General features: G+C 48.7%; 21 protein-coding genes. 12 read left to right on the top strand and 9 right to left on the bottom strand.

Going from position 1 to position 25137, the window contains the following annotated elements; all coding sequences use genetic code 11:
- Positions 1–129 precede the first annotated feature (129 nt).
- Positions 130–1068, top strand: coding sequence for an aldo/keto reductase family protein (locus BFJ94_RS04910; RefSeq protein ID WP_120461664.1), 939 nt, complete (start codon positions 130–132; stop codon positions 1066–1068).
- Between the two features lie 100 nt (positions 1069–1168).
- Here the strand turns inward: BFJ94_RS04910 and BFJ94_RS04905 are convergent, their stop codons facing one another.
- Positions 1169–2065, bottom strand: a complete 897-nt coding sequence (locus tag BFJ94_RS04905; RefSeq protein ID WP_120461663.1) for a methyltransferase domain-containing protein — start codon at positions 2063–2065, stop codon at positions 1169–1171.
- Positions 2066–2639: 574 nt separating this feature from the next.
- Between BFJ94_RS04905 and BFJ94_RS04900 the strand changes: the two genes are divergently transcribed.
- The 6 genes from BFJ94_RS04900 to BFJ94_RS04875 all read left to right on the top strand — a co-directional run bounded on the left by BFJ94_RS04900 (position 2640) and on the right by BFJ94_RS04875 (position 11442).
- Positions 2640–3245 carry a CLIPPER-2 domain-containing protein gene (locus BFJ94_RS04900; protein ID WP_162944175.1) on the top strand — a complete coding sequence of 202 codons (606 nt, stop codon included), beginning with the start codon at positions 2640–2642 and terminating at the stop codon, positions 3243–3245.
- A 144-nt stretch (positions 3246–3389) separates the two neighbouring features.
- Positions 3390–4151: a MerR family transcriptional regulator gene (locus BFJ94_RS04895; protein WP_120461661.1), complete on the top strand. Its 762-nt coding sequence runs from the start codon at positions 3390–3392 to the stop codon at positions 4149–4151.
- A 64-nt stretch (positions 4152–4215) separates the two neighbouring features.
- The gene (locus BFJ94_RS04890) at positions 4216–4962 is read left to right on the top strand and encodes an ABC transporter ATP-binding protein (RefSeq protein ID WP_120461660.1); all 747 of its coding nucleotides are present in this window, start codon (positions 4216–4218) and stop codon (positions 4960–4962) included.
- On the top strand, positions 4937–5680 hold the full coding sequence (locus tag BFJ94_RS04885; protein WP_120461659.1) for an ABC transporter permease: 744 nt from the start codon (positions 4937–4939) through the stop codon (positions 5678–5680). The genes BFJ94_RS04890 and BFJ94_RS04885 overlap by 26 nt, the downstream gene beginning before the upstream one ends.
- Positions 5681–5772: 92 nt before the next feature.
- Positions 5773–6366, top strand: a complete 594-nt coding sequence (locus tag BFJ94_RS04880) for a restriction endonuclease (RefSeq protein WP_120461658.1) — start codon at positions 5773–5775, stop codon at positions 6364–6366.
- A 192-nt stretch (positions 6367–6558) separates the two neighbouring features.
- A complete protein-coding gene (locus tag BFJ94_RS04875; RefSeq protein ID WP_120461657.1) occupies positions 6559–11442 on the top strand; it encodes a CLIPPER-2 domain-containing protein in 4884 nt (1627 codons plus the stop codon).
- 516 nt (positions 11443–11958) lie between these two features.
- Here the strand turns inward: BFJ94_RS04875 and BFJ94_RS04870 are convergent.
- The 7 genes from BFJ94_RS04870 to BFJ94_RS04840 form a co-directional block, all read right to left on the bottom strand.
- Positions 11959–13710, bottom strand: coding sequence for a fibronectin type III domain-containing protein (locus tag BFJ94_RS04870; RefSeq protein ID WP_240431894.1), 1752 nt, complete (start codon positions 13708–13710; stop codon positions 11959–11961).
- Positions 13682–14119 carry a hypothetical protein gene (locus tag BFJ94_RS04865; RefSeq protein WP_120461656.1) on the bottom strand — a complete coding sequence of 146 codons (438 nt, stop codon included), beginning with the start codon at positions 14117–14119 and terminating at the stop codon, positions 13682–13684. Before BFJ94_RS04865 ends, BFJ94_RS04870 begins: the two co-directional genes overlap by 29 nt.
- 248 nt (positions 14120–14367) lie before the next feature.
- Positions 14368–15036: a hypothetical protein gene (locus tag BFJ94_RS04860; protein ID WP_120461655.1), complete on the bottom strand. Its 669-nt coding sequence runs from the start codon at positions 15034–15036 to the stop codon at positions 14368–14370.
- A 123-nt stretch (positions 15037–15159) separates the two neighbouring features.
- On the bottom strand, positions 15160–16125 hold the full coding sequence (locus BFJ94_RS04855) for a VanW family protein (RefSeq protein ID WP_162944406.1): 966 nt from the start codon (positions 16123–16125) through the stop codon (positions 15160–15162).
- Positions 16126–16247: 122 nt separating this feature from the next.
- Positions 16248–16856, bottom strand: coding sequence for a CPBP family intramembrane glutamic endopeptidase (locus BFJ94_RS04850; RefSeq protein WP_120461653.1), 609 nt, complete (start codon positions 16854–16856; stop codon positions 16248–16250).
- A 3-nt stretch (positions 16857–16859) separates the two neighbouring features.
- A complete protein-coding gene (locus BFJ94_RS04845; protein ID WP_120461652.1) occupies positions 16860–17069 on the bottom strand; it encodes a helix-turn-helix domain-containing protein in 210 nt (69 codons plus the stop codon).
- 13 nt (positions 17070–17082) lie between these two features.
- Entirely contained in the window at positions 17083–17625 is a 543-nt protein-coding gene (locus BFJ94_RS04840) for a hypothetical protein (RefSeq protein WP_120461651.1), read from the bottom strand.
- 214 nt (positions 17626–17839) lie between these two features.
- Between BFJ94_RS04840 and BFJ94_RS04835 the strand changes: the two genes are divergently transcribed.
- A complete protein-coding gene (locus BFJ94_RS04835; protein ID WP_120461650.1) occupies positions 17840–18439 on the top strand; it encodes a YjgB family protein in 600 nt (199 codons plus the stop codon).
- Between the two features lie 100 nt (positions 18440–18539).
- Positions 18540–19427 (top strand): fructose bisphosphate aldolase, encoded by an 888-nt coding sequence (locus tag BFJ94_RS04830; RefSeq protein WP_120461649.1) that lies wholly within the window; start codon positions 18540–18542, stop codon positions 19425–19427.
- 128 nt (positions 19428–19555) lie between these two features.
- Here the strand turns inward: BFJ94_RS04830 and BFJ94_RS04825 are convergent, their stop codons facing one another.
- Positions 19556–20914: a hydroxymethylglutaryl-CoA lyase-like TIM-barrel protein gene (locus tag BFJ94_RS04825; protein ID WP_120461648.1), complete on the bottom strand. Its 1359-nt coding sequence runs from the start codon at positions 20912–20914 to the stop codon at positions 19556–19558.
- Between the two features lie 192 nt (positions 20915–21106).
- Here BFJ94_RS04825 and BFJ94_RS04820 point away from each other — a divergent pair, with 192 nt between their 5' ends.
- The 3 genes from BFJ94_RS04820 to BFJ94_RS04810 all read left to right on the top strand — a co-directional run bounded on the left by BFJ94_RS04820 (position 21107) and on the right by BFJ94_RS04810 (position 24890).
- A complete protein-coding gene (locus tag BFJ94_RS04820) occupies positions 21107–22144 on the top strand; it encodes an asparaginase (protein ID WP_120461647.1) in 1038 nt (345 codons plus the stop codon).
- Positions 22145–22536: 392 nt separating this feature from the next.
- Positions 22537–23802, top strand: coding sequence for an alkaline phosphatase (locus BFJ94_RS04815; protein WP_120461646.1), 1266 nt, complete (start codon positions 22537–22539; stop codon positions 23800–23802).
- 104 nt (positions 23803–23906) lie between these two features.
- On the top strand, positions 23907–24890 hold the full coding sequence (locus BFJ94_RS04810) for a serine hydrolase domain-containing protein (protein WP_438803703.1): 984 nt from the start codon (positions 23907–23909) through the stop codon (positions 24888–24890).
- Positions 24891–25137 lie beyond the last annotated feature (247 nt).

Here is a 25137-nt window from a genome sequence, read left to right as displayed (position 1 = left end):
AAAGGCCTCCATTACAATAAAAATAAGCCAAAATAAAGCGTTCAAACATTTCGCTTCTTCAAATTGTAATTGAAATTCTATACAATGAGAAGTGATGGACCAAGTTACCTTACAAAGGAGGCTTTTACAATGAAGTACAGAAGACTGGGCGGAACCGGATTGAAGGTTAGTGAAATCAGCTTGGGAAGTTGGCTTACATATGGCGGTTACGTCGAACGCGAGAATGCGGTGAATTCTATTAAAACCGCTTATGATCTCGGGATTAACTTCTTTGACACGGCCAATGTGTATGAGAGAGGTGCAGCTGAAGAACTGGTTGGAAAAGCTCTTAAGGAATATCCTCGTGAATCCTATGTTCTTGCTACCAAGGCTTTCTGGCCTATGGGCGATGGACCGAATGACCGCGGCTTATCACGCAAGCATGTGATTGAGCAGGCAAATGCCAGCTTGAAGCGGCTGGGCCATGATTATGTCGATATTTTCTATTGCCATCGCCATGATCCTGAGACACCGCTATATGAGACTCTTCGCGCTATCGACGACCTCGTTCGTCAAGGTAAAGTCCTCTATGTTGGCGTAAGCGAATGGCAAGCTTCGCAAATTGCCGAAGCGCTAGGCGTAGCCGACCGCTATCTGCTGGATCGCATCGTCGTTAACCAGCCAGTCTACAATATGTTCGACCGTTATATAGAGAAAGAGGTCATTCCGCTAAGCGAGCGCCACGGTATCGGACAGGTGGTATTCTCGCCGCTTGCACAAGGTCTGCTCACGGGTAAATATACATCAGCTACCGACATTCCGGAGGACAGCCGTGCAGGCAAGCTGGATTGGGTTCGCAAGGGAATCACTGAGGAGAAAATTGCCAAGGTGAAGCAGCTTGAAGTCATTGCTGCCGAGCTCGGCATCTCCGTAGGCAATCTTGCCCTGGCCTGGATTTTGCGTCAGAGCAATATAGCCAGTGCGCTTGTCGGCGCAAGCCGTCCTGAACAAGTGACCGAGAATGCGAAGGCATCAGGGATCGAGTTAAGTGAAGATGTGCTGAACCGCATTGAGGAAATTCTGAAATAACACGTCTGTTCCTATTCATAGAAACCCAAAGAAGCAGCCGCTACCAAGCCATTCGCTTGACAGGGGCTGCTTCTCTTTTGTTCTCACGATACTTTTTACTTTACCTTCTCCTGATCGCTCTGCTCCTCTGGTATTTAGGGCGTCTGGCCGATGTTCTACGGGATGAGCGTCTGCTATTCGTGCTGCTCCTAGATATAGAGCCGGAATTTCTCATCGGCTGCTGCCTTGCAACGGTCGTCTTCATCACGGGTGGAGGTGTAACCGGTTGCTGGATCATAGGTTTCTGCGCTGTGGGCTTAGCTTGGGAAGATATATGATCCAAGAAGAATAAGGGCTCTTTTTCTAATTCTTCCTCCACTTCGGTCGGCCCTCTCTGCTCCTTTACGTAATCCGGTTCTTCCAAGATTTCTGTCTGGCTAATTAATAGTTGCTCCTCGGTCGTGATCGGCTTCTTGACGACGAGCAGATGGAACATGATTTGATGCGCTACATTTAGCTGGGATTGCCTGAGAAGCGATAATTCAACTGAATCGTATCCGGTTTGAAAAGACGGAAAATAGAAGAATTCCATACGCAGCACCCTGAAATCCATAACCGGCTGCTCATCCTCTAGTAGCGACCAAGAATTCCGATCCGACAGGGAAAATTCATCCTGATCTATAATCGTATCAGAGGAATGGGTCCAGTAACGTGGAGAATGTTCGTTGAATAATTGCTTGTATTCCGGATTGACGATATGAGAACTAACATGCGCATAGGGAGCAACGATACATACAATCGCTTTATGTTGGCAGACCCGATACAACTCCTGCATGACAGCTTGAAGATCATCTACGTACTCAAGGCAATGCGAGGCCATTACAAACTCCACGGAATTATCCTCCAGAGGCAACTGATGATTATAATCAAATACCAGATCCGTATCCGCATAAGCGATGCGATCTATACCTACACAGTTCTGGAATTTGCGATTCCCGCTGCCAAGATCAATCCTCATCCACTTCTGCCTCCTTACACTTGTACCTCTTCTCCTATACGTTATTCGACTTGAGCATAGGATGTCTATGTCTTTATCCTCCTGCAACAACCTATCTTCTATGATGCTATAGGTACTCGTGTACAGGCAACTAACGCGGACTATGACATAAACATGTATAAGTAACGGAGATACGTAAGAGATCCATAAGTTAAGGAAGGATGATCAGAAGATGGCCTTAAATCTTCGATTTGTTGATAACCAGCAAGGGGCTATTACTTTTACAGGGATACGCTGGGGCTTAGCCGTTCTAATACGGTTGGTGCTCCAGTTACGGTAAACGCCATCGGTGCCTTTACCACAATAGATACTTCGATGCAATTTGGTAGTTATCCACCAGGGACAACGAATGATTTCAATCTCAACAGCTCAAGTGCTATATTAAATATTCCGCCAGGAAGCAATATTCTGTATGCAGAGCTGGTATGGAGCGGGAATTACAGGAACTCTACGGCTGACTTGAGCTCACAAATTAATATTCCCGCTGCCTGGTCAGACGGTCTTCTTCACGCTACGCGGGGTAAACACAGGCAATGTGACACTGCATCAGGTGCGTTTCTCTGATCCTCAACTGAATTTACAAGGCGTGATCGCTGCTCAAGAGCCCGGCGAAGTGCAAACCGCGATCATTCCATTCACCGTTCCCGCCACTGCGGTAGCTGGTGAGCAGATCGTGAACACCTTGATCGTGTCGGCACCCGGTCAACCAGAGCAGGCAGCAACTGCGGTGGTGAATGTAGCCGCCCTGCCGCTATCGATTATTAAGGAGACGAGTACAACCGAGGCCTTCGTTGGAGATACAGTGCATTTTACCTTGAAGATAAGCAATGCCGGAACGATTCCCGTCCTGGATACAGTGCTGACTGACAAACTGCAGGAGGGCATTCAGTTCAAGCAGGGTAGCGTGATGGTAGACGGCAAGCATCTTGACACCGCCAACCCGGAAACAGGCATCCCGCTGGGACAACTGAACCCTGGTCAGACGGTTCGCGTCACTTTTGCGATCAAAGTCGTCAAAGTCCCGGCCAAGCGGAAGGTCAGCAACACCGCGCAAGCCACCTTCCGGCCTCAGGGAGCGAACCAGAATTTCCACGCTAGCTCTAAAGTAGTATTCATCCGCATTCATGAGCATGAGGAATAGATTCAACTGAAAACAAACAGACATAGCCCTTGGTTCAGATTAGTGAGCCAAGGCTATTGTGATGTAAATATAAACCCTCCACTTTATCACCAGACTTTTACTTGAGTGTTATACTAGGCTAAAAACCAAAGGCGGCCATGATCCATGAACACCTATAAAACATCAGAAATCGCTGAATACAACGATATCCACCCCAATACAGTCCGGTTATATGAGAAACTAGCCTTGATTCCTAAAGCGAAGCGAAAACCAAATGGGTACCGCATCTTCACCGATTTCCACATGGAGCAAACTAGGCTGGTAAGGACCGCTCTCAAGATTGAGGTTTTACAGAATGGCCTGCGCAAAACGGTTATTGAAATTGTAAAAGCTTCCGCTGCCGGGAACTTCGATAGAGCCATTCTACTGACCGAATCCTGTTTAGAGAAAATTAAGCGAGAGCAGCAAAATGCCGAAGAAGCCCTCGTTATTGCCGACCGTTTACTGTCAGGTGGTGAGTTGGAAGCAGATGATACACTCCTTACCCGACAACAAGCGGCCCATCGACTGCAAATCTCCATAGATGCCTTAAGGAATTGGGAGATGAACGGGCTGCTGACTATAAAAAGAAAGCAAAACGGTTATCGCGTCTATACAAATGAAGATCTCCAGCGCCTGACAATCATACGTTCCTTACGCTGCGCCAACTATTCCCTTGCAGCAATATTGAGAATGCTGCAGGCCTTCTCTGATAATCCCCGGACTGATCTACGCGCAGCGATCGATACGCCCGAAGAAGGTGAGGACATTGTCTCTGCATGTGACAAGCTGCTTACCTCGCTGCAGCAAGCTGAGAAGATTAGCTATATCATGCTTAGCCGTTTAAGAGAAATGAGGGAACGATTCAGCACCAACCCTCCACTTTGACACCAGACCTGGTTCTGGTGTTATTTTTTATTCAGCAAGAAGAAAAGGGAGGAATTTAAGCAGCATGGAAGCAGCTATTGCAGTAAATCAACTATACAAATCCTATGGCGATGTTAGGGTGGTAGAAAATCTCAGTTTCTCCGTAAACCGCGGAGAAGTATTCGGTTTCCTCGGAGCCAACGGCGCAGGAAAAAGCACTACCATTGAGTGCATCGTCGGTACCAGAAAGTATGACCGTGGGACGGTATCCATCTTGGGCTTAAATCCATTGCAAGACCGCAAGCAACTGTTCGAACGGGTGGGCGTTCAATTTCAAGAGACCATCTATCAAGACAAAATTAAAGTAGCAGAGCTATGCGAAGTCACCCGATCCCTGTACCAAGCAGCATCGAACTACAGAGACTTATTGCAGCAATTTGGATTATCAGAGCATTTGAACAGACAAGTAAGCGAGCTCTCTGGAGGACAGAAGCAGCGCTTATCCATTGTTCTTGCCTTAATTCCCAATCCAGAGGTGGTGTTCCTGGATGAACTGACTACCGGTTTGGATGCGAAGGTAAGACGGGAGGTCTGGAAATACCTTTCCAGCTTGAAGGCCCAAGGACTGACTATTCTTCTAACCTCTCATTTCATGGATGAGGTTGAAGCGCTATGCGACAGAATCATGATTATCAAGGAGGGGCGAAGCATCTTCCACGGAACAGTGCGGGAGGCCATTGCCGCCAGTCCCTATGATCATTTGGAGGATGCCTATCTTTGGTTTACAGATAAGGAGGAATTAGAGAATGCAAGCTTTTCATACCCTGTTTAAAACAGAATTCAAGCTGTCCCTGCGCGGAATCGATATGTTTATTTTTGCTCTCTGCATGCCTGTCATCGTTATGATCATACTAGGCGTCGTCGTTGGAGATAGACCTGCCTTCGAGGGGGCGAGCTATACCTTCCTGGAGCAATCCTTCGGAGCTGTAACCACTATTGCGATCTGTGCAGGCGGAGTCATGGGGCTTCCTCTGGTCGTATCTGACTATCGGCACAAAAAAATTCTGAAGCGATTCAAGGTCACCCCCATCAGTCCTTCCCTGATTCTAGCGGTACAATTAGCGATCTATGCGATTTATTCTATCGTTTCGCTCCTACTGGTTTATGCGACTTCCGCCATATGCTTCGGATACGATTTGAAGGGCTCGTGGCTGTATTTTCTGGGATCCTACCTTCTCGTTATGTTATCTATGTTCAGTATTGGGATTCTGGTTGGGGGTATAGCTCCAAATGTGAAAATAGCGGGGGTGATCGCCTCTCTGCTGTATTTTCCAATGCTCATTTTCTCGGGGGCTACCTTACCTTACGAAATAATGCCAACCGCACTGCAGAAGGCAGCCGATCTGCTTCCACTCACCCAGGGCATCAAGTTGATGAAGGCGACTTCGTTAGGCCTGCCTATCGATAAAGTCATGTGGCCCGTACTTATCATGATTCTGCTCGCATTCATTTGTACTAGTATCTCGGTCCGCTTTTTTAAATGGGAATAGATCATAGAGTGTATAATCCAAGTCTTTTCCAACCTCATAGAGTCTGTTATAGTAAATAGGAACATACATTCGAATAGTGAGGTAAAATTGCAATGCCAACTTCTATGGACACTACTATGATCATAACGGCTGGGATACTCGCCCTGCTGCTTATTCTGCTCGTTGCTCGCTTAATCAGCAATCGGAGAAGGCGCATCCGCCGTGAAGCCAATCCGCGCAAAATCACCTTGAAGGACATCGATCTCATGGCAGACGGTTCGGAATTCGAGCTTTATCTTTTTCGTTTATTTCATGAGTTGGGATACGATGAAGTATATCAGACGACAGGCAGCCGGGATTTCGGGGCTGACCTAGTGTTTAGAGGGCGCGATGGTAGACGGAACGTATTGCAGGCCAAGCGTTACGGGCAGAGCAATCCGGTGGGACTTGGCGCCGTCCAGGAGATCTACGCTTCCATGCGTTATTATGAAGCAGAACGAGCGATCGTGCTTACTTCAGGACGGTATACCGAAGGCTCCCGTACTCTGGCCGCCGTGAATGAGGTCAAGTTGCTGGATCGCGAGGATCTCGAAGACATCATTCATTTATTTAAAAGCCGTCGATATGACGAGGCCGTAGCTATTATTGAAGAGCCTGCCGAATCTATTGAATCTCCCTGGAAGCCGAAGTTCAAGAAGGCTACATAAACCCTTGGACCAGTAGATCCCTTGAAATTAACAAGACAGCTTCGCAAACCGCGTGGCTGTCTTGTTTTGTTTCTCAAAGTCCAGGATTTGTGAGGTACAGGCAAATAAATTAGGTTACTGAATACACATATATAAGTTAAGCGGAATCTGAAGGAAGAACTATATCTCACAAAGGAGGGAATTAAATATAAAATGGCTCTCATTTTGCGTTTCGTCGATAATCAGCCGGGGGCGATTACTTTTACTGGAAATACGTTAGGACTAAGCCGCGGTAATAGCTTAGGTGTACCTGGTACGGCAGATAGCATCGGAGCTTTTACAACCATTGATTCTTCTTCGCAATTTGGCAGTTATCCACCTGGCACAACGGATGATTTCAATCTGAATAGCTCTAGTGCGATTCTCGATCTGCCGTCAGGAAGCACTGTACTGTACGCAGAACTGATTTGGAGTGCTACTTATATAAACAGCCCTGATAACGTAAGTGCATTCATCGATAAATCCATTGACTTTACAACACCCCAAGGCACGGTACACAGTATTTCACCTGATCCTGCTACAGCCAATAATATAGTGCTTTCTTCTAGCGTGGCTGACTATGTCAGGTCAGCAAATGTTACTTCAATTATTCAGTCTTCGGGAGCAGGTACTTATACCGCTGGCGCCGTCGCGGGATTGATTGCCCGGAATAATTTTACGCTTACCACAACTTTTGCCGGATGGACCTTATGCGTCGTTTATCAAAATTTCTCCCTTCCCTTCCGTAATTTATCCCTCTTTGTTGGCGGGGTTTACGTTTCTACCGGCAGTACGGTTACGACCTCTATTAGTGGATTTGGAACACCAGTTACCGGGCCTCTGTCTGGTCGATTGCTGGTTTCTGCTGGTGAAGGTGACAACAACTCTGCTGGAGATCAATTACTATTTGGTCCTAATTCCAGTAGCCTAACCGTGTTGAGTGGACCCAATAACTTCTCTAATAATTTCTTTGCTTCACAAATCAATAATGATGCCGGACTTCTTGACACCTCTGGTACGTTTGGGACACGCAACCATATTAACGGTAGCCCAGGTACGAACGTAGTTGCTGGCAGACAAGGCTGGGATATTACCAATGTCGATATTTCCTCGACACTAGCGAATAATCAAACCACAGCAACCGTACAATTTAGAACTTCGGCTGATAACTATATCACTAATGCCTTCGGTGTCCAGATCGATATTAACGCCCCGTTAATCGATATTGTCAAGCATGTCGATACCTCGGAAGCGGTTCTCGGGCAAATCCTGACTTACACGGTCAACTTCAGTAATACTGGTACAGCTAACGCTGATTCCGCCATGATTACAGATCTCATTCCGGCAGGAACGGAGTTCGTCAATGATAGTGTGTTCCTGGACGGGATCCATTTGCCGGGAGTGAATCCTGCCGATGGCATCCCGATTGGCAATTTCAATATTGGCGATTCGCATGAGCTTACTTTTCAAGTCAGGGTTGTCTCCCGTCCGCCAGGGGATGTAATCGTTAATGAAGCTAGGCTGGATTTTCTCTATCAAATCGTTGCTGAGGGCCCTTTTGAGAACGGAACTGTCATTTCTGCACCGATCATTACTCCCTTTCTTATCAGTGAAATGAGCATTCAGAAAACGGCCGCTCCACAGAACGTGTTCCCCGGCGAAGTGATTCATTACACCTTTACCGTTTTTAATACGGGCAGCACACCATTACACAATATAACGGTTGATGATCCGACACTGGGGTTCCATCAAATCCTCTCCCAGTTGGACCCGGGGATGGCTTCAGAATTCTTCCTGGATTTCGTCGTACCCTCGAATATGCCAGCTGGAGTATTCCAGAACTTCGTCACCGCCTTCTCTGACGAGACGGGGCCGATGAATGCTGTTGCTAACGTGAACATACTTGCCCTCTACAATGTACAAATTACGAAAGTACCGGACCGTATGGTGGTAAACCCTGGAGAAACCGTCAATTACACGATTACTGTCTCCAATCTGTCTAATGCTCCGATTACTAATGTCGTCATTGAGGACTCCTTAACCGGATTCTCCACGGTCCTGCCTTCTATGGGGCAAAATTCGGAGTCCTCCTTCATCGTCCAATATACGGTTCCTCCAGGAACCCCTGGGGGCAGCGTCATAACCAACGTAGCATCAGCGACTCCAGCTGAAACCGGGCCGGTATCGACGACCGCTGAGATTGTGGTTACAGGTGTTACCGCACTATTCATCATGAAAACCGTCGATCATTCCACCGCTGCGCCCGGAGAAACTATTAACTATTCGATTTCCGTGACCAATACCGGCAATACACCGCTCACCAATGTTCACATCACCGACCCGATGCTGGCTGTGGATGAACTCTTTGATACCCTGAATCCTGGAGATACGCTGCAGATCGATGTGCCGTTCGTCGTTCCCGTCACCGCCATGGAAGGCGATATCATTCATAACACCGTGACTGCCTCTTCCGATCAAACCGGGCCAGAGATTGCTAATGCCGATGTGATCATTACCGGAGCTTCCGCCCTTGAATTAACGAAAACGGTAAATCCTGCTACGGCGGCACCCGGCAGTACAGTCACCTATACCTTTGTCATCACCAACAGCGGGAACACCACCTTAACTGATGTATTGCTGACAGATCCGATGCTAAGCGTTGACCAGGATCTAGGGACGCTCGGCGTCGGGGAATCCAGAACGGTCACCCTCCCCTTCGTCATTCCGGCGGGGGCGAGCACGAATTTTGTGAATATCGCTACGGTTCTCGGCCACTTTGGTCCTATTGAGACTTTGGCTCAAGCAGAAGCAGTTGTCTCACTACTGCTACCTTCCTTTAATTTGGTAAAAACCGTAGAGCCGACTGAGGCCTTGCCCGGCGATACCGTACAGTTTATCTATACCTTAACCAATACTGGCAACGTTCCATTAACGAATATCGCTCTGTCCGATCCGCTTATCGGGTTCACTGCCACGGTTCCCTCTATAGCTCCAGGAACTTCAGTCGGAGGATCGATTCCGTTCACAATACCACTGGATGCTTTGGAAGGGGCCACGTTCACCAACGTACTGACCGCTGCACCACAGGAAGTACCTGCACAGTCGGCATCGGCCACGGTTACAGTGCTCGGATTGCCATCGATTGAGCTGACGAAAACAGCGGATGTCTCTACCGCTATGCCCGGTGACACCGTGAACTATACGGTGACCGTTACCAATACCGGGAACAATAATCTGATCAGCGTTGGCGTTGGGGATGATTCGCTCGGGCTGGACGCGGTGATACCTGTGCTTGCCGTAGGCGAATCCAGAACCTTCAATTTGAGTATGGTGATCCCACCGGGAACGCCGGATGGCACGATCCTCACCAATATCAGCACGGTCACCAGCGACCAGACCGAATCGATCGAGGCCATCGCCCGCGTCATCGTCAATGCACCAGCGTTTACGATTGATGTGAACAAAACCGTGAATCCATCGGTGGCGGCACCTGGTCAGACGGTACAATATACGTTCACCGTCACCAATCCAAGCACCGGCCCATTAACCAATGTTGTACTCACCGACGATCTGATTGGTATCACGCAGCCTTTAGGAACCATGGCTCCCGGAGAGACGCGGACGCTCACCTTCGACTTCACCGTTCCAGGTGAGACACTAGCAGGCTCTGAGCTGATTAACACGGCAACTGTCACTTCCGATCAAAGTGATCCGGTAGTAACCTCTACAATTCTAAGCATCGCTGGATTGCCTGGACTAGAGCTAAGCAAAGCCTTTAGCCCGGCTCAAGCGAAGCCGGGTCAGAAGGTATCCGTGATCTTAACTTTGCACAACACGGGCAACACCGATTTAACGAATATTACGCTCAGCGATCCACAATTGGGCTTTGAGCTAGTCGTCCCTTCGCTAAGCGCGGGCAGCACTCAAACCGTATCTGTACCTTTCGTCGTCCCGAATCTGCCGACAGGCACCGTCATCGCCGATACCATTGTCGCCCGCAGTGATCAGACAGGGGAAACAACGGCTTCTTCGGCTCTCACCGTCCTGCCACCGTTCCAGGCTAGCTTAACGAAGACGGTAGATCGCCCGACAGCCGCTCCGGGAGAGACGGTTACCTTCACGATTGAGTTTCGCAACTTGTCTGGTGCGCCGTTAACCAACCTGCGCTGCTCTGATCCACTGCTGGGTATTGTGCACATTGCCAACGAGATACCGAGTGATTATTTCACGATCATTACTCAAACTTTCACAGTACCGCCGGGAACTACAGGCGGAACGCTGCTACACAACATCGTAAGCTTTGAATCTCCAGAGATCGGGCGGCTGGAAGCCGAAGCCACGGTCACAGTTGCCAGCATCAAGCGCCTGGATCTACGTAAGCAGGTGTCACCGACCACAGCACTGCCAGGGCAGACCGTCTTCTTCACGCTGCGCGGGGTGAACACAGGGAATGTGACACTGCATCAGGTGCGTTTCTCTGATCCTCTACTGAATTTACAAGGCGTGATCGCTGCTCAAGAGCCCGGCGAAGTGCAAACCGCGATCATTCCATTCACCGTTCCCGCCACTGCGGTAGCTGGTGAGCAGATCGTGAACACCTTGATCGTGTCGGCACCCGGTCTACCGGAGCAGGCAGCAACTGCGGTGGTGAATGTAGCCGCCCTGCCGCTATCGATTATTAAGGAGACGAGTACAACCGAGGCCTTCGTTGGAGATACAGTGCATTTTACCTTGAAGATAAGCAATGCCGGAACGATTCCCGTCCTGGATACAGTGCTGACTGACAAACTGCAGGAGGGCATTCAGTTCAAGCAGGGTAGCGTGATGGTAGACGGCAAGCATCTTGACACCGCCAACCCGGGAACAGGCATCCCGCTGGGACAACTGAACCCTGGTCAGACGGTTCGCGTCACTTTTGCGATCAAAGTCGTCAAAGTCCCGGCCAAGCGGAAGGTCAGCAACACCGCGCAGGTCTCCTTCCGCCCGCAGGGAGCGAACCAGAATTTCCACGCTAGCTCTAACGTGGTATTCATCCGCATTCATGAGCATGAGGAATAGTAACACGGTAAATAGAAATAAAAAAATTAGAGAGCCACGGCCGCATTTCGCGGACCAGGGCTCTCCGTTCTTATTTAGAGCACGTAGACATGGCGCGTTAGATGTAGAGGTAACACTTCTGTTCAGGCATATGATCCAGCTCGATAAGATAGTCGCATATCATAAGTGCGAATATACATCTATTCTCCTCCTTTAGCCGCTCTACTACGTAGATAAGTGCATTTCTACAACTATTGGGATCGGTTCTCGTTCAAAAGAGGCTTAATTAAGAAAATAATTGTATATTCGCATCTATTCCTCCGGTCCCATGATATTTTCCTAGGAATAGATGCATTTTAGCAGTTATATAAAAGGCCGAAGGCAAGCGAATTTCCAGTTAATCTTCTGCCCGCTAGGAGCCAGTCAGAGAGAGACTCCTCGTCAGCCCTAATGTGATATTCATCCGCATCCACGAGCACAAGGAATAGATAAAATAGCCTTGGTTCACTTGAACACCGAACCAAGGCTGCTTAATTGTTAATTCACACTAACTTCGACCGGATCTGAATTGATTCTGCTTCCGACAGCTCGGATCACAAACTGATATTTTTCAGAGGTACTGATGTTGTTTACTGTGTAGCTATAGTCCTTCTTTCCAGATTCGGCCCCGACATATACATTCCAGTTGGTTTTGATCTTACCGTTCTTCTCATAGATGCGGAAGCCCCTGATCGGTTCGCTGCTCGATGCAGGTGCCTTCCAGGAGATGACTACCTTGCCCCCGCTGACCTGGGCTTTAGCATTTTCAACCTTAGCTGGCTTGGTATCCGTCCGCTTGATCCCATATTGATCGTAGAGCTTGACGCCGTTGCTGCCCGATTTCTCATCTTTTTTGGCTGCGGTGTAAGCCTTGATCTGCAGAACATCCGCGGATACAGACACGTCGGTGAACATCTTCTTATTCGGCTGGGTGTCAATCGCGGCAAAATAATCATCATAGCCCGGATACTTATTATAGAACTTATCGCCAAAAGCGTTGGACATCAGGTAGACCGTCCCCTTCGGGTTCACGGCATTCCCTTGCGCATCCACCGTAATTTGGCCGGGAGGGATCACCTTGTCGTTCAGCATCTGGTACGATCTCATATACATATGATCATGTGCCTCGAATACCATATCGATGCCCATCTCATCAAAGGCGGGGATGAGCACTTTTTTATAAAATTGAACTCGGTCGTCCTCCCATTCCCCCGCATTATCCCCTGCTGAATACGGACCTTTATGGAAGGTTACAAATTTCCACTTAGCATCGCTCTTCGCGACCATGTATTTCATCCACTCCACTTGATCTGCGAACTGCTGATCCTGCTTCTTGATGTCCTTGCCATTACTGGCCAGCTTTCCAGCATACTGTGAATTGAAGATCAGGAACAGGGCATTCCCATAATCAAAAGAGTACACCGATCCATCATGCGTATTAGCCACGACCTGCTTCGGCAGATTGAAATGATAGTAGAAGTTGGAGTTCGGCGTTGTCTCATCTCCATCATAATCCTGCACTTCATGACCGCCGACAACCGGGACAATCGGCACATTCAGCAGTTGCTCTTGCGGCAGACCCAGCATCCACTGCCACTGCTCCTCCAGATCGCCATTATCGACCAGATCCCCGGCGTTGATCAGGAACTTCGGATCGCCAACCGTCTGTACCGCCTTCTTGAACGTATCCGCCCATGGCTCAAAGCCCGACTTGCTGGAGGCCTGCGAATCCGAACCCGCGATGAAATGAAACGGCTCGTTGCCTTGTGCATTCGTCGTGAAGCTTCCTACTCCACTCCAGCTATTCGCTAATCCGCTGCCCACCCGATATTTGTATGTCGTTCCTGGGGATAAGCCGGTAGCCGTCACTTTATGGCTGTAAAATTTCTGTTTCTTCTTGGCGTTCCGATCCGCCTTCGTCACATATGTCTGAATCTCTTCGGTGCTGCCTTGGAAGGTCAGCGCTTCACTATCGGGAAAGCTGTCTTCTGAAGCCCTTGCAGCCTCGACCACCTGCACCACGGATGCTGCCGTTGTGTCAGTATACCAGGCGAAGGAACGGCTCGTTTTGGTATCGCCAATCAGCGTCATATTGATCAACTTCGGTACGGTCGGCGTATCACCCGGAACTTCACCGTCCTGAACCGTACCTGACAGACGGATATCCTTGATCAGACTGGAGCCCGTGCTACCAATCCCTTGCGATCCCTTCGTATTCGTATTAGAACGGACCACCCAACGAATATACAATGTATCTTAAATGCTGGCTGCTGTCAGAATACTCGTAATAGCCGCCGACATTCTGGAAGCTGGACAATGCCTTCAGAATACCGCCTGTGGCAGGAAATTCACCGCTACTGCCTGAATTGGCGAAGACCCATTCCGCTAGCAGCACCTTCTCCTCAGCAGTAGCCTCAACCGAAGGGATCACTTCAGGCTGAAAATTCGAGGCATTCTTGTAGACCCCATTTGTCGCCGAATAAACCTCCAGATCCGTCGGGGTCTCCGTGTATCTCCATTCCGCTGAAGGTACCGTTGTCGCCGTGTCTTCTGCAAATACCCTGCCCTGAAACTGGAACTGCAGCTGAAGCAAAAGCACCATAAAGGCAAGCAGCAGCGACAGCCCCCGTTTTCCCATTTTCCCCGAAAATAGCTTCATACACATCTCCTTCCGTCTCCCATAAAGTTAAAGCGCTATAACTTTAAGTCGATGCGAATGGATTTCAGCCGGCTGTCCATTCCCTGTTAAATATACGGATGATCCTGGCTTAACAGAACTCAATATTTGAAATTAAATGATGGCCTTTATATGACAATAGCCCCCGGCTAGTAGAGTATGCCAACTCCACTGACTGAGGGCTGATATGTAGAAACACGGCAACTGTCAGAAACTCCACAATCCGCCGCTTATGCTCCAAGATACAGCTTATTTCCGGCGAATGTAGCCGAATACCCAAGCCGATACAACTCAAAATAGGAGGCCAATGGGTCTCCGCCAAGTCCATATCGATGCCACTGCAGATAATAGGAAATCCAATAGTCACAGGCAATCGAATAGAAAGCCTCACTTAAAATCTCAACAGGCTCATCACCCTCCGAATGTTCGCTGATTAGCTCGAACAGTGTGTCATGCACCAGGGGTTCGTACTGTTTTCGATACTGCTCAAGTTTACCAGGCGGCAGCACTACTACCTCGTCAATCATACCTAAATAGTGAATCGCTTCAGCAGTATACTCCTCATCCGCATGCTGTTCCAGCAGCTGCTTCAGTTCAGCGATATGCTTGCTGCCATACGCCTGTATCAGATCCTCGGGTGCAGCCCCAGATTTACCATTAAAATATCCAGGAACCGTATTCCCCGCAAACTCCTTCGGATCAAGCATCTCATAGATTTGGACGATCCGCTGCTGGTAAGCCTCCCCATCCGGCAATGGGCTGAAGGTTCGCTCTACGCCTTCCCCGCTTGGCATATACATTTGGAAATACCCGTAGAACATATCTTCATCGATTTCTTCCGCATCTGCTTCCTCATCCATCAAGCCGAGTAGATATTGGGCATACTCCTGCTTATCCATTTCCCTCTCTCCTTCCATGACTGCCTCTGTTTCACGACCTCCAAGTTACATGCCACCCATCTCCAAGAAAAATCTACCTATATTGTAGAATGAATATATAAGGAGTGACAAGCGCGCTCGGACCTATTCTTCTTGAGGTATTTTCGGAGGTAAAGACGACCCTGAGGGGTAATTGCCTTCTTTTCCAGATTTCCCATGTGCGGCCTCTGGAGTTGGATCATGAATCTCTTCCGGCACCTGATTCGACATGCTTGGTACCCTTCTTGGCGTATATTCGATCACATCAGATGAGAAAATGGACACAGAGATACTGCCACTTCCCGCAAACGCCCGAATCAGAACCGGCTGGTTATACATATTATCGAAGGCAAAATCCGGCCCACCCCAGCTAACCGTCGCATCCCGCCCGGGAGGAACATAGGCAACGTTACGGCTATGTGAATATCGCTGTACAATGCTTAAACCTGCCCGATCCACGGCATTGAATAAGGTCGAGGATACCTGACAGATTCCGCCCCCTACACCTTCTGACAGTTCCCCCCGAACAATGACAGCAGCCTTCTTATATCCCTTGCCCGGTGTGCGGATTCCCACCACTTGATTGAAGGAGAAGGTCTCCCCCGGGAAAACAACGGTTCCGTCAATCGCTTCCGCTGCCAGGGCGATATTCGTAGTACGAGCCTTATTACTGGAATTGAAATAAGTGACATAATATCCGATCTGCCTGGAGCGCAGTGAAGCGAGCAGCTCCGTATCTACCTTGGGGTATACCGGATATGTGGGTACTTCAAGCGAAGCCGCCCCTTGACTGTAGAGATACGCATAATAAGCCTTCAACAGCTCCCGGCGATCCAGTTTGCTGCCATTTTGCCCGGCCCTAATTTGACCGTTATGCTGAATCCGTGCATTCATCGCTGGCCTGTAAGTTTTCCGCTCCAATTCATTAACCCATCGATTATACTTAGCCATGTCCAATAGCGGAAATACGGGAAGAGCATAAGCCTCCCTGTTCACCGTGGATACCGTTTTCCCCTCTTGGGTTATAGTGAGCAAGCTGTCATCCTGTTCCCCGTCATTATTCAGCAGCATGAGCAGGAGCTGCGCTATGGCTGTCCACTTCAAGTATCATCACTCGCTTTGTCTTTGATCTTCTACAGCCTCCTGCCTATTATGATTAAATTGCTGGAAATACATGCAAGGCTGATCCCCGCCTAGAATAGCTTGAACATCATAATCATCGTCGAGAACAGATTCGCGAGACCATGCAGCATCCAGCTTGGCAATATAGAGCCGCCCGATAATTTCTCATTCATATATCCCATCCCCCAGCCGATGAGGGCCGTAAATACCGTTATGATTAGAGCGTTAACCACTCCTGTACTCGCCAAGAACATCACTCCATGCAAGCCGCCGAACAATATCGATTGAATCGAATTTCCGATTGCGAAGCCAAATGCAGAGATACATCTTTTTCCGATTAAGCCTCTGAATAATATCTCCTCTGAGCAACTTGTCTGTACAAATGAATATAATAAGGCCCCGCCTATGCCTGACACACCTACCCCATAGAACTGCGAGGTCGCCACCTCAGAAGGATCGGTAAAATAAACAAAAACAAGCCAGCCCACCACAGAAAACAAAATAAATCCTGCTATAAATAAGCCGCTAAAAAGCTTCCTCTTCCTTATAGCTGGCTTGATGAATCCGACCCAGGATAAGAAGGGCTGCCTCTTCCTAGCAAAAATAAGCCAGCAAACAAACGCTACAGCAATGACGAGAACAAGCTGGAGCAGCGATGATACTAACAGGTTAATAGTCATATTCTAATCCTCCTTTTTATACTCCAATATGTCGCCAGGCTGGCAATCGAGCACTTTACAAATCGCATCCAGCGTCGAGAATCGAATCGCACTTACCTTGCCTGTCTTGATATTTGAAAGATTGACATTCGAGATCCCTACTTTGTCTGCGAGCTCGTTCAGAGACATTTTCCGGTCAGCCATCACTCGATCCAGTCTTAAAATAATAGCCATAGTGCATCCATCCTTATAAGGTTTCATCAGATTGCTGCTGAAGCAACCTGCCGTAATCGAAGATTTGGGCCAGACAGAAGAAGATCACGGCTACAAAAATGTAAGAAAGTTCAAATGACGCCGTCCCCTTCACAGAAGGCCGTACCCATTGAATCATGATGATCTCAACAACTCCGGGAATAAGCGACAAGCATATCATCAGAATGGAGATCACATGAAGACGTCTAATATGTTTGGTTACAAAAGGGGTATACTCTCTGCTAATATCCTTAAAAATCGCCCCGGCAATGAGGAACATAGCGACCATGATCCCCTGTCTCGACATATTCACGAATATATTCGCCATTAGCTCTGTTTTCGGACCATGGGCATAATCCGCAAGAGAAAAATAAGAAATAATATTGCTTAGTGCTACAGGCACCACCTCCCCTGAGGCTGTGGCTAGCCAGAGGATGGCCGCGAGCTCTCCGGCAATAGCGATCAGTAGAATGATACATATCACCCGAAGACAGACGGTCAGGATTCTGCTGGTTTTCTGTATTTTCATCGTATTCATTCAGTCACATCCCTTTAATTATGATAATCCAAGTATGCCAAATAAAATATCGATTATCAATAATAATTTAATGTTTATCGATAAATATTTCAGACAAAATGTCAGAAATGACATCTGAATATTATAGAAACGTAACCCAATTTTGGGGTCAATGTGACTATGATTTAGACTGTGAATTGACATAAAAATACATGACACGAGGAGTGAATCAGTAATGAACATGAAACAATTCGCGAAAAAAGCATGGACTTCTATTGCGATCGCAGGTGTAGTCGGCATCGGAGCAACTATGGTAGGAGGCGTGGCATTACCAGCGCATCAGGTGAAGGCGGCAGCTGCGGCAAGCCAGAACGATGAAGATACGGCACAAGCGCTTCGGACGCTAAATAGCTTCTATAAGCCTGCCTTGAAGGGACAGTTCCCTGGGGCAGTAAGCGACCTGACGATCGGCAAGAGCACCCGGAAGGATGTAATTAAAGGGATCGGCGAACCTATGGCAGAGCGTAAAAAAGCAAGTGACTTCGATTTATACAGCGCTGATATGGGAAGCCCGGGCTATGCTTTTTTATATGATAAATCCGATAAAATCAAGGAAATCCGCTATTTTGGCACCAATGTTGAACGGCAAACAAATATCGGCGGCATTACGATGAGCATGGTCAAGAAGCATTGGTTCGCTCCCGATTCCACGAAAACCTTCAAAACTGGCAAGAAGAAGCAGACCAAGCTCACTTATATCCGCGGAAATTATAAATTGGAATTTATCTTTAACAGCAGCACCGATCTGGATCATATCAATCTGCTGGCTAAATAACGGATGCGCAGAACGAAATGTATCTCCCACTTCGATAAGTGCTATAATATAAGAGATTCAAGATCGCTTTCATTTTCAGTTAGAGAAAGGGGAAGTATTCATGAATACTGAGCAATTCAATAGAATCCAATCGGGGCAAGGCTTCATTGCAGCCCTCGATCAGAGCGGCGGCAGCACTCCCAAGGCTCTCCGGCAATACGGAGTCAAGGAAGACAGCTATTCCAATGATGAAGAGATGTTCGCCCTGGTACATGAGATGAGAACGCGCATTATCAAGAGTCCTGCATTTGACTCCAAGCGCATCCTGGGCGCCATTCTGTTCGAGAATACGATGGATCGTAGCATTGACGGACAGCTTACCGCCGACTATCTGTGGGAAAAGAAAGGCATCGTACCATTCCTCAAGATTGACCAGGGATTGGCCGAACAAGAGCACGGAGTTCAGCTGATGAAGCCGATTTCCGGGCTTGATGATCTGCTGAAGCGGGCGGTTGAGCGCCATATCTTCGGAACGAAGATGCGCTCGGTGATCAAGGAAGCAAATCCGGACGGAATCAAGAAGGTCGTTGCCCAGCAATTTGAAATTGGCAAGCAAATTATCAAAGCAGGGCTTGTCCCGATTATTGAGCCAGAAGTGGATATCCACAGCAAGGATAAGGAAGCCTCTGAGCAAATATTGAAGCAGGAAATCTCCGCTCAGTTGAGCAAGCTGGACCCGGACGCGAAGGTTATGCTGAAGCTGTCTATTCCTACTCAAGACAATTTCTACAGCGATCTGATCTCCGATCCGCATGTCGTTCGAGTGGTGGCTCTGTCCGGCGGCTATTCGCAGGCTGATGCCAATGACAAACTGGCCCGCAATCACGGGCTGATCGCCAGCTTCTCCCGCGCTCTGTCACAAGGCTTGACCGTTGACCAGAGTGATGAGGAGTTCAACACTATGCTGGCCAAATCGATTGAAGATATCTACGAAGCTTCTATTAAATAAAGTATTTTATTCGATCATACACATACATCAGAATGTTCTGAGGAAATTCCTGCAGATTTGCAGGCTTTCGAATTATTATGAGGTTAGGTCAGCCAGAGATTTCTGGTTGGCCTATTTTAATAGGCGTTTTATGGTAGAAGGGTATCTGTGCCAGTAGCTTCTCCAGCAGCAGCCTCCGATTCCCCCTCAAAAAATTCCGGCAAATATTCCTTCGCCGCCACCAGAAGCTCCACATCCGACAAACTCGTCGTGCGACCGTCCTTGTATTGCTCAGCCACCCACACCGTCATCCGCTGGATGCCCTCATGGCGCTTATCGATGCGTTCATCCCCACCAAGTCCCAATCGTTGATTCACCCAGAAGGCGACTCCGGCAGATCCGGCTTTATCGGTCACATGTACCCCCAGCGGCCGATTCAGCAATGCTCCGGTATCAAAAATATTGTAAATCTCTTCATTCTTCACCACACCATCCGCATGAATTCCGGCAGAGGTTACATTGATTTGCGATCCGATAAACGGCGTCATCGGCGGCACCTGATAGTTCAGCTCGCGCGCAAAATACTCAGCGATCTCCGTAATAATAGTGGTATCGACGGAAGTATCCCCGGTAAGTCCCATATACTCGATCAATAGCGCTTCAATCGGCGTATTCCCTGTACGCTCCCCAAACCCGAGCAATGTTCCGTTGATCCCCCCTACTCCGTACAGCCAGGCTGTTGCCGCATTAGTCAAAACCTTATAGAAGTCATTATGTCCATGCCACTCCAACAGATCACTGGTAATGCCCGTCTCCGTCCGTAAGCAATGGATGATTCTAGGCACACTCCTTGGCAGCATCGCCCCCGGATAGGACACACCAAGCCCCATCGTATCGCAGAGCCTCACCTTGACCGGAATCCCGCTCTCTTCAGACAATTCGACCAGCTTGCGGACAAAGGGAATCACCATCCCCTTCATATCCGCCCGGGTGATATCCTCCAGATGACAGCGCGGGCGAATCCCCGCCTCAAGAGCAGCTGTTACCACATCAAGATATTGCTTCATAGCTTGCTCTCTGCTCATCCCCAGCTTCAGATGAATATGATAATCAGAGATCGAGGTCAGAATTCCGGTCTCTTTGATTCCCATCTCTTTGACTAAGGCAAAATCCTGCTTCACCGCCCTGATCCAGGACGTTACCTCAGGAAATAGATATCCCTTCTCCATACAGGCGTAAGCTGCATCACGATCCTTCTTCGTATAGAGAAAGAATTCAGATTGGCGAATCACGCCACGAGGCCCGGATAAACGATGTAGAAAATCAAATAAGGTCTCAATCTGCTTCACTGTATAAGGAGGCCTGGCCTGCTGACCATCCCGAAATGTTGTGTCCGTAATAAATATATCCGAGGGCAGCGCGGCAGGAACTTCTATCCCGTCGAACAGAATACGCGGAGGCGCAGAATAAGGAAACTGTTCACGATATAACTCTGGTAGCTCCTTCATGTCTAGTCATCACCCTTCTCAATGTTTATTACAACATACAAAAGAAAGGACGATAAGTAAAATTAATTATTTTTATTGCAGGTGAATTGTTTTGTTTATCGCGTGGCAGACTACAGCGCATGTATTTGACTTATTGCCCAATATAGGTTAATTTTCAGACTGAAGAGATTGAATCGGAAAGGAAACTCGCACATGATAATACCTGATTATTCCGTACAATTTGACACACTGCCTTCTTACAATCCTGAATTGAAAAATGTAGTGGTTCTAGCCACCGGCGGGACGATTGCGGGCAGCGGTGAAGCGCATAAAACCTTGAACTATGAGCCCGGCTCGCTGCCGATTGAGCATCTGCTGGACAGTGTGCCGCACTTGAATGAAATTGCCAATTGTCTGGGCATTCAGATCAGCAATCTGTGCAGCGCCGATATTACCGGTCAGCACTGGCTGACTCTGGCGACCATCATCAATAAAATGGCACTGAGACCCGATGTGCATGGCTTCGTCATTACCCATGGCACGGATACACTGGATGAAACTTCCTATTTCCTGAATCTGGTCGTGAAGACGGATAAACCGGTCATTATTACCGGCTCGATGCGCCCAGCGACCGCGATTAGCGCTGATGGGCCGCTGAATCTGTTCCAGTCCGTCGCGCTGGCGGCGAACCCGGAGGCTCAGGGACAAGGGGTCATGGTTGTGTTTGCAGAAGGGATCTATAGCGGCAGAGATGTACAGAAGGTAAATACCTTCAAGGCCAATGCCTTCGATGAACGGGACTTCGGCTGCCTCGGTTATATGCGGGACCATCAGGCATTCTTCTATACCCGCTCCCTGAAGAAGCATACGACCGATGCCCAATTCGATATTTCGAATATTACGGAGCTGCCCGCCGTATCGGTCGCTTATTTCCATGTCGATGCCGATCCGGGCATTCTCGACTATCTGGCGACGATCTCCCAAGGAATCGTCATCGCCGGTGCGGGCGGAGGCATCTATAGCAAGCCGTGGATCGATCGGGTTCGCTCTCTTAAGAATAGCAATATCCCGGTCGTGCGCTGCTCGCGGATATCCAGCGGAATCACGCTCAAGGACGCTTATATCGATCTGTCCGCCAATTCGATCCCTTGCAACAGTCTCGTCCCGCAGAAAGCAAGGATTCTCCTCTCCCTCGCGCTGACGCAGACGACGGATTATCACGAGATCGCCTCCATGTTCAACGAGTATTAGAAGTAGTCCGGTGTTGACTTAAGCGAGACCATCAGGAAGTTCGTCCTGATGGTCTTGTTTTGCGTTCCGGATGGAAAAGCCTGCACATTTGCAGGAATTGGGCGACTACCTCGCCCCGAAAACGTAAATTCCTGCGAATATGCATCTTTTTTCTATCTATCAGCCCACTTTCGCAGAAAAGGATGGAAAAGCCTGCACATTTGCAGGAATTTGCTACAGACAGGTGGGTTAGAGGTGAAAAGCCTGCATATTTGCAGTTTTCGACTTAGCGCGAGGTTCGTAACGGGACAGACTCTGCAGTTTACATGATATGGTAATTAAAGAAACACTCTCTTAACATATGTAACTTACTATTAAATTTGTAAACCACTATTTGGGAGGGTAAATAAAATATGAAACCACATAAGACCAAACTGAAACAAGCGATTGTAGCCACAACCGCCGCAGCACTCCTCGTCTCTGGGGCTATTACAACGCAAATTTCCAATCATGCGGAAGCTGCAACCCCGCATACGAAAAATGTAATCCTATTTATCGGCGATGGAATGGGTACGGCTGCACGCAATGCAATCCGTCTGGCCACCGTTGGTGTCAACGGGAAGCTGGCGATGGACGATATGCCTTATGTGGGTTTAGTTCATACGAGCTCGATCGTGCCGATAACCGACTCGGCGGCGGCAGCCACGGCTTATGCAAGCGGAGTGAAGACATACAATGGCGCAATCGGTCTGGACGCGAATAAGAAAAAGGTCAAGACGATTATGGAATATGCCAAGGATGCCGGAAAATCCACGGGCGTCGTCACGACGAGCCAGGTTACGGATGCCACGGGCGCAGCCTTCGGCGCGCATGTCGAGGACCGCTCCAAACAGAGCGACATCGCTCTACAGTTCATTACCGAGAGCAAGCTCGATGTTATTCTTGGCGGAGGTGAAGATTTCTGGTATCCGGCCGGAGATCCAGGTAAATTCAAGGATGAGCCTGCGGAAGACCCTTCGGAGAAGAGCAAAGGAACGCAGGGCAATCTGGTGAACAAGGCGAAGCAATTGGGCTATACTTATATCTCAAGCAAGTCGGAGCTGCAAAAAGCCAAGAGCGGCAAGCTGCTCGGACTGTTCGCTAATGAGGAAATGTTCCAGCAGAATCCGGAAGGCGAAGGAGATATTTACGATCCGGTGGTCTCTTTGCCGGAAATGACGCAGAAAGCGCTGGATACCCTCTCCACGAACAAAAAAGGCTTCTTCCTGATGGTTGAAGAGGAAGGCACGGATGAGTTCGCCCATGAGAACAATGCGAAGATGACGATCAAATCGGGCCAGGAGCTGGATAAAGCCGTGAAGTTGGCCAAGGATTTTGCCAAGAAGAACCCGGATACCCTGGTACTCGTGCTGGCGGATCATGAAACTGGCGGGCTCGCGATTGAACCGATCGATGATAAGGATGAATCAGGAGATGGCATTTCCCAGGAAGATGGACCATTCGCCATCGCCAAATCCAAAGATAAATTCGTCGTGGACTGGACTACCTCTGGACATACGGCGGTAGACATCCCGCTCACAGCCATCGGAAAGAACGCAGAGCTATTCACAGGAAGCTATGAGAATACAGAAGTATTCAGCAAGCTGATGCAGGCTCTCGGCCTGAAGGCAAAGAAATAATCTGATTCCAAAATAGCAGCCCCTTCGTCATGCGAATGACGTGGAGGGCTGTTTTTTATGCTCAATTAGGTCATAATATGGGTACATATATCATCAGCCAAAGGATGAACGACATGAATCTATCTTCACTATTCTCCCCTCTTGCAGACCTGAAGCTAAGGAGCTGTCTGATTCGCAAGCAAGGCAGGCTTATCTTCGAATATTATAAGGAACCGAGATTTAAGGATCAAATCGCCAAGATCAATTCCTGCACCAAAAGTATTCTCTCCGCGCTCATATGTATCGGAATGGAGAAAGGTGTGGTTCCGCCGCCGGACACGGCGATTTCAAAGTTTTTCCCTGAGCTTAGGATTAAGGCTGAATATCGGTCTGTCAGAGATACATCAGGCCATGAGAATGGTTCGGATCAGCGCGGAATCCCGGATTCTCGCAAGCTCGACATTACGCTGGAGCATCTATTAACGATGTCGGCGGGCTTTGAGTGGACTGAGTTTGGCGGGCGGAATTCTTTTCCGACGATGACCCGGACTTCCGATTGGATCAATTACGTGCTCGATCAACCCCTCTCCGATCTTCCAGGTGTGCGAATGGAGTATAACTCCGGGGTCTCGCAGCTGCTGTCGGCGATCCTGGTGCAAGCGACCGGTCTGTCCGTGGCCGAGTTCGCCGAGAAGCACTTATTCGGGCCGCTCGGGATTGAATCCTATCAATGGGAGACCGATCCGCAGGGCTTCCATACAGGCGGCTTCGGTCTATGGCTGCGCCCTGACGATATGCTTAAATTCGGACAACTCTATCTGCAGCAAGGGCTGTGGAAGAATAAGCAGCTGATCCCCGCGGAACTCATCGCGAAGTCCGTCAAGCCGGCGATCCCCGCGGAAGCGCCGCGTCGCGGCTTCTATGGCTGGCATTGGTGGGTAGATTCGCTGTCCGCTGTAGATTACTACTATGCACGCGGCTTCGGCGGACAATTCATCCATATCATCCCGAGCTTGGAGACGGTGGTAGTCCAGACGCATGACAATCGCAAGAAGAAGGAGCAGCCTGATATTTTTCGAGAATACATATTGCCTGCGTTAATGGATTAGTACGCTTTTGGGCCGCTAACGAAACGTGGTAACGCTATTTGGGCAAAAAAAGGCCTTTGAAAGATCTAACGAAACTGGGGATCGCTATTGAGCTGAAAATGGGCTGATCGGGTACTATTTCGCTCGAATAACGATATGGTGTTTCGTTAGATTTCAAAAGGCCGTAAATTGACTCAAATAGCGTTCTCCAGTTTCGTTAGAGGGGGGAGGAGGCGTCTAGGGTACGCGCCTAAGGGCGAAAGGCACA

Source organism: Paenibacillus aceti (assembly GCF_003614185.1).
GTDB lineage: Bacteria > Bacillota > Bacilli > Paenibacillales > Paenibacillaceae > Fontibacillus > Fontibacillus aceti.
Note: the sequence above shows the minus strand (reverse complement) of the source record. Positions and strands in the feature narration are given on the sequence as shown.

What these genes read in the sequence shown, in the direction of transcription:
- BFJ94_RS04810 (WP_438803703.1), top strand. Translation starts at nt 23,907, where the DNA reads ATGAACGACATGAATCTATCTTCACTATTCTCCCCTCTTGCAGACCTG.
- BFJ94_RS04845 (WP_120461652.1), bottom strand. Translation starts at nt 17,069, where the DNA reads ATGGCTATTATTTTAAGACTGGATCGAGTGATGGCTGACCGGAAAATG.
- BFJ94_RS04865 (WP_120461656.1), bottom strand. Translation starts at nt 14,119, where the DNA reads ATGAAGCTATTTTCGGGGAAAATGGGAAAACGGGGGCTGTCGCTGCTG.
- BFJ94_RS04825 (WP_120461648.1), bottom strand. Translation starts at nt 20,914, where the DNA reads ATGAAGGAGCTACCAGAGTTATATCGTGAACAGTTTCCTTATTCTGCG.
- BFJ94_RS04830 (WP_120461649.1), top strand. Translation starts at nt 18,540, where the DNA reads ATGAATACTGAGCAATTCAATAGAATCCAATCGGGGCAAGGCTTCATT.
- BFJ94_RS04880 (WP_120461658.1), top strand. Translation starts at nt 5,773, where the DNA reads ATGCCAACTTCTATGGACACTACTATGATCATAACGGCTGGGATACTC.
- BFJ94_RS04890 (WP_120461660.1), top strand. Translation starts at nt 4,216, where the DNA reads ATGGAAGCAGCTATTGCAGTAAATCAACTATACAAATCCTATGGCGAT.
- BFJ94_RS04895 (WP_120461661.1), top strand. Translation starts at nt 3,390, where the DNA reads ATGAACACCTATAAAACATCAGAAATCGCTGAATACAACGATATCCAC.
- BFJ94_RS04835 (WP_120461650.1), top strand. Translation starts at nt 17,840, where the DNA reads ATGAACATGAAACAATTCGCGAAAAAAGCATGGACTTCTATTGCGATC.
- BFJ94_RS04840 (WP_120461651.1), bottom strand. Translation starts at nt 17,625, where the DNA reads ATGAATACGATGAAAATACAGAAAACCAGCAGAATCCTGACCGTCTGT.
- BFJ94_RS04910 (WP_120461664.1), top strand. Translation starts at nt 130, where the DNA reads ATGAAGTACAGAAGACTGGGCGGAACCGGATTGAAGGTTAGTGAAATC.
- BFJ94_RS04885 (WP_120461659.1), top strand. Translation starts at nt 4,937, where the DNA reads ATGCAAGCTTTTCATACCCTGTTTAAAACAGAATTCAAGCTGTCCCTG.
- BFJ94_RS04815 (WP_120461646.1), top strand. Translation starts at nt 22,537, where the DNA reads ATGAAACCACATAAGACCAAACTGAAACAAGCGATTGTAGCCACAACC.
- BFJ94_RS04820 (WP_120461647.1), top strand. Translation starts at nt 21,107, where the DNA reads ATGATAATACCTGATTATTCCGTACAATTTGACACACTGCCTTCTTAC.
- BFJ94_RS04875 (WP_120461657.1), top strand. Translation starts at nt 6,559, where the DNA reads ATGGCTCTCATTTTGCGTTTCGTCGATAATCAGCCGGGGGCGATTACT.
- BFJ94_RS04905 (WP_120461663.1), bottom strand. Translation starts at nt 2,065, where the DNA reads ATGAGGATTGATCTTGGCAGCGGGAATCGCAAATTCCAGAACTGTGTA.
- BFJ94_RS04855 (WP_162944406.1), bottom strand. Translation starts at nt 16,125, where the DNA reads ATGCTGCTGAATAATGACGGGGAACAGGATGACAGCTTGCTCACTATA.
- BFJ94_RS04860 (WP_120461655.1), bottom strand. Translation starts at nt 15,036, where the DNA reads ATGGATAAGCAGGAGTATGCCCAATATCTACTCGGCTTGATGGATGAG.
- BFJ94_RS04850 (WP_120461653.1), bottom strand. Translation starts at nt 16,856, where the DNA reads ATGACTATTAACCTGTTAGTATCATCGCTGCTCCAGCTTGTTCTCGTC.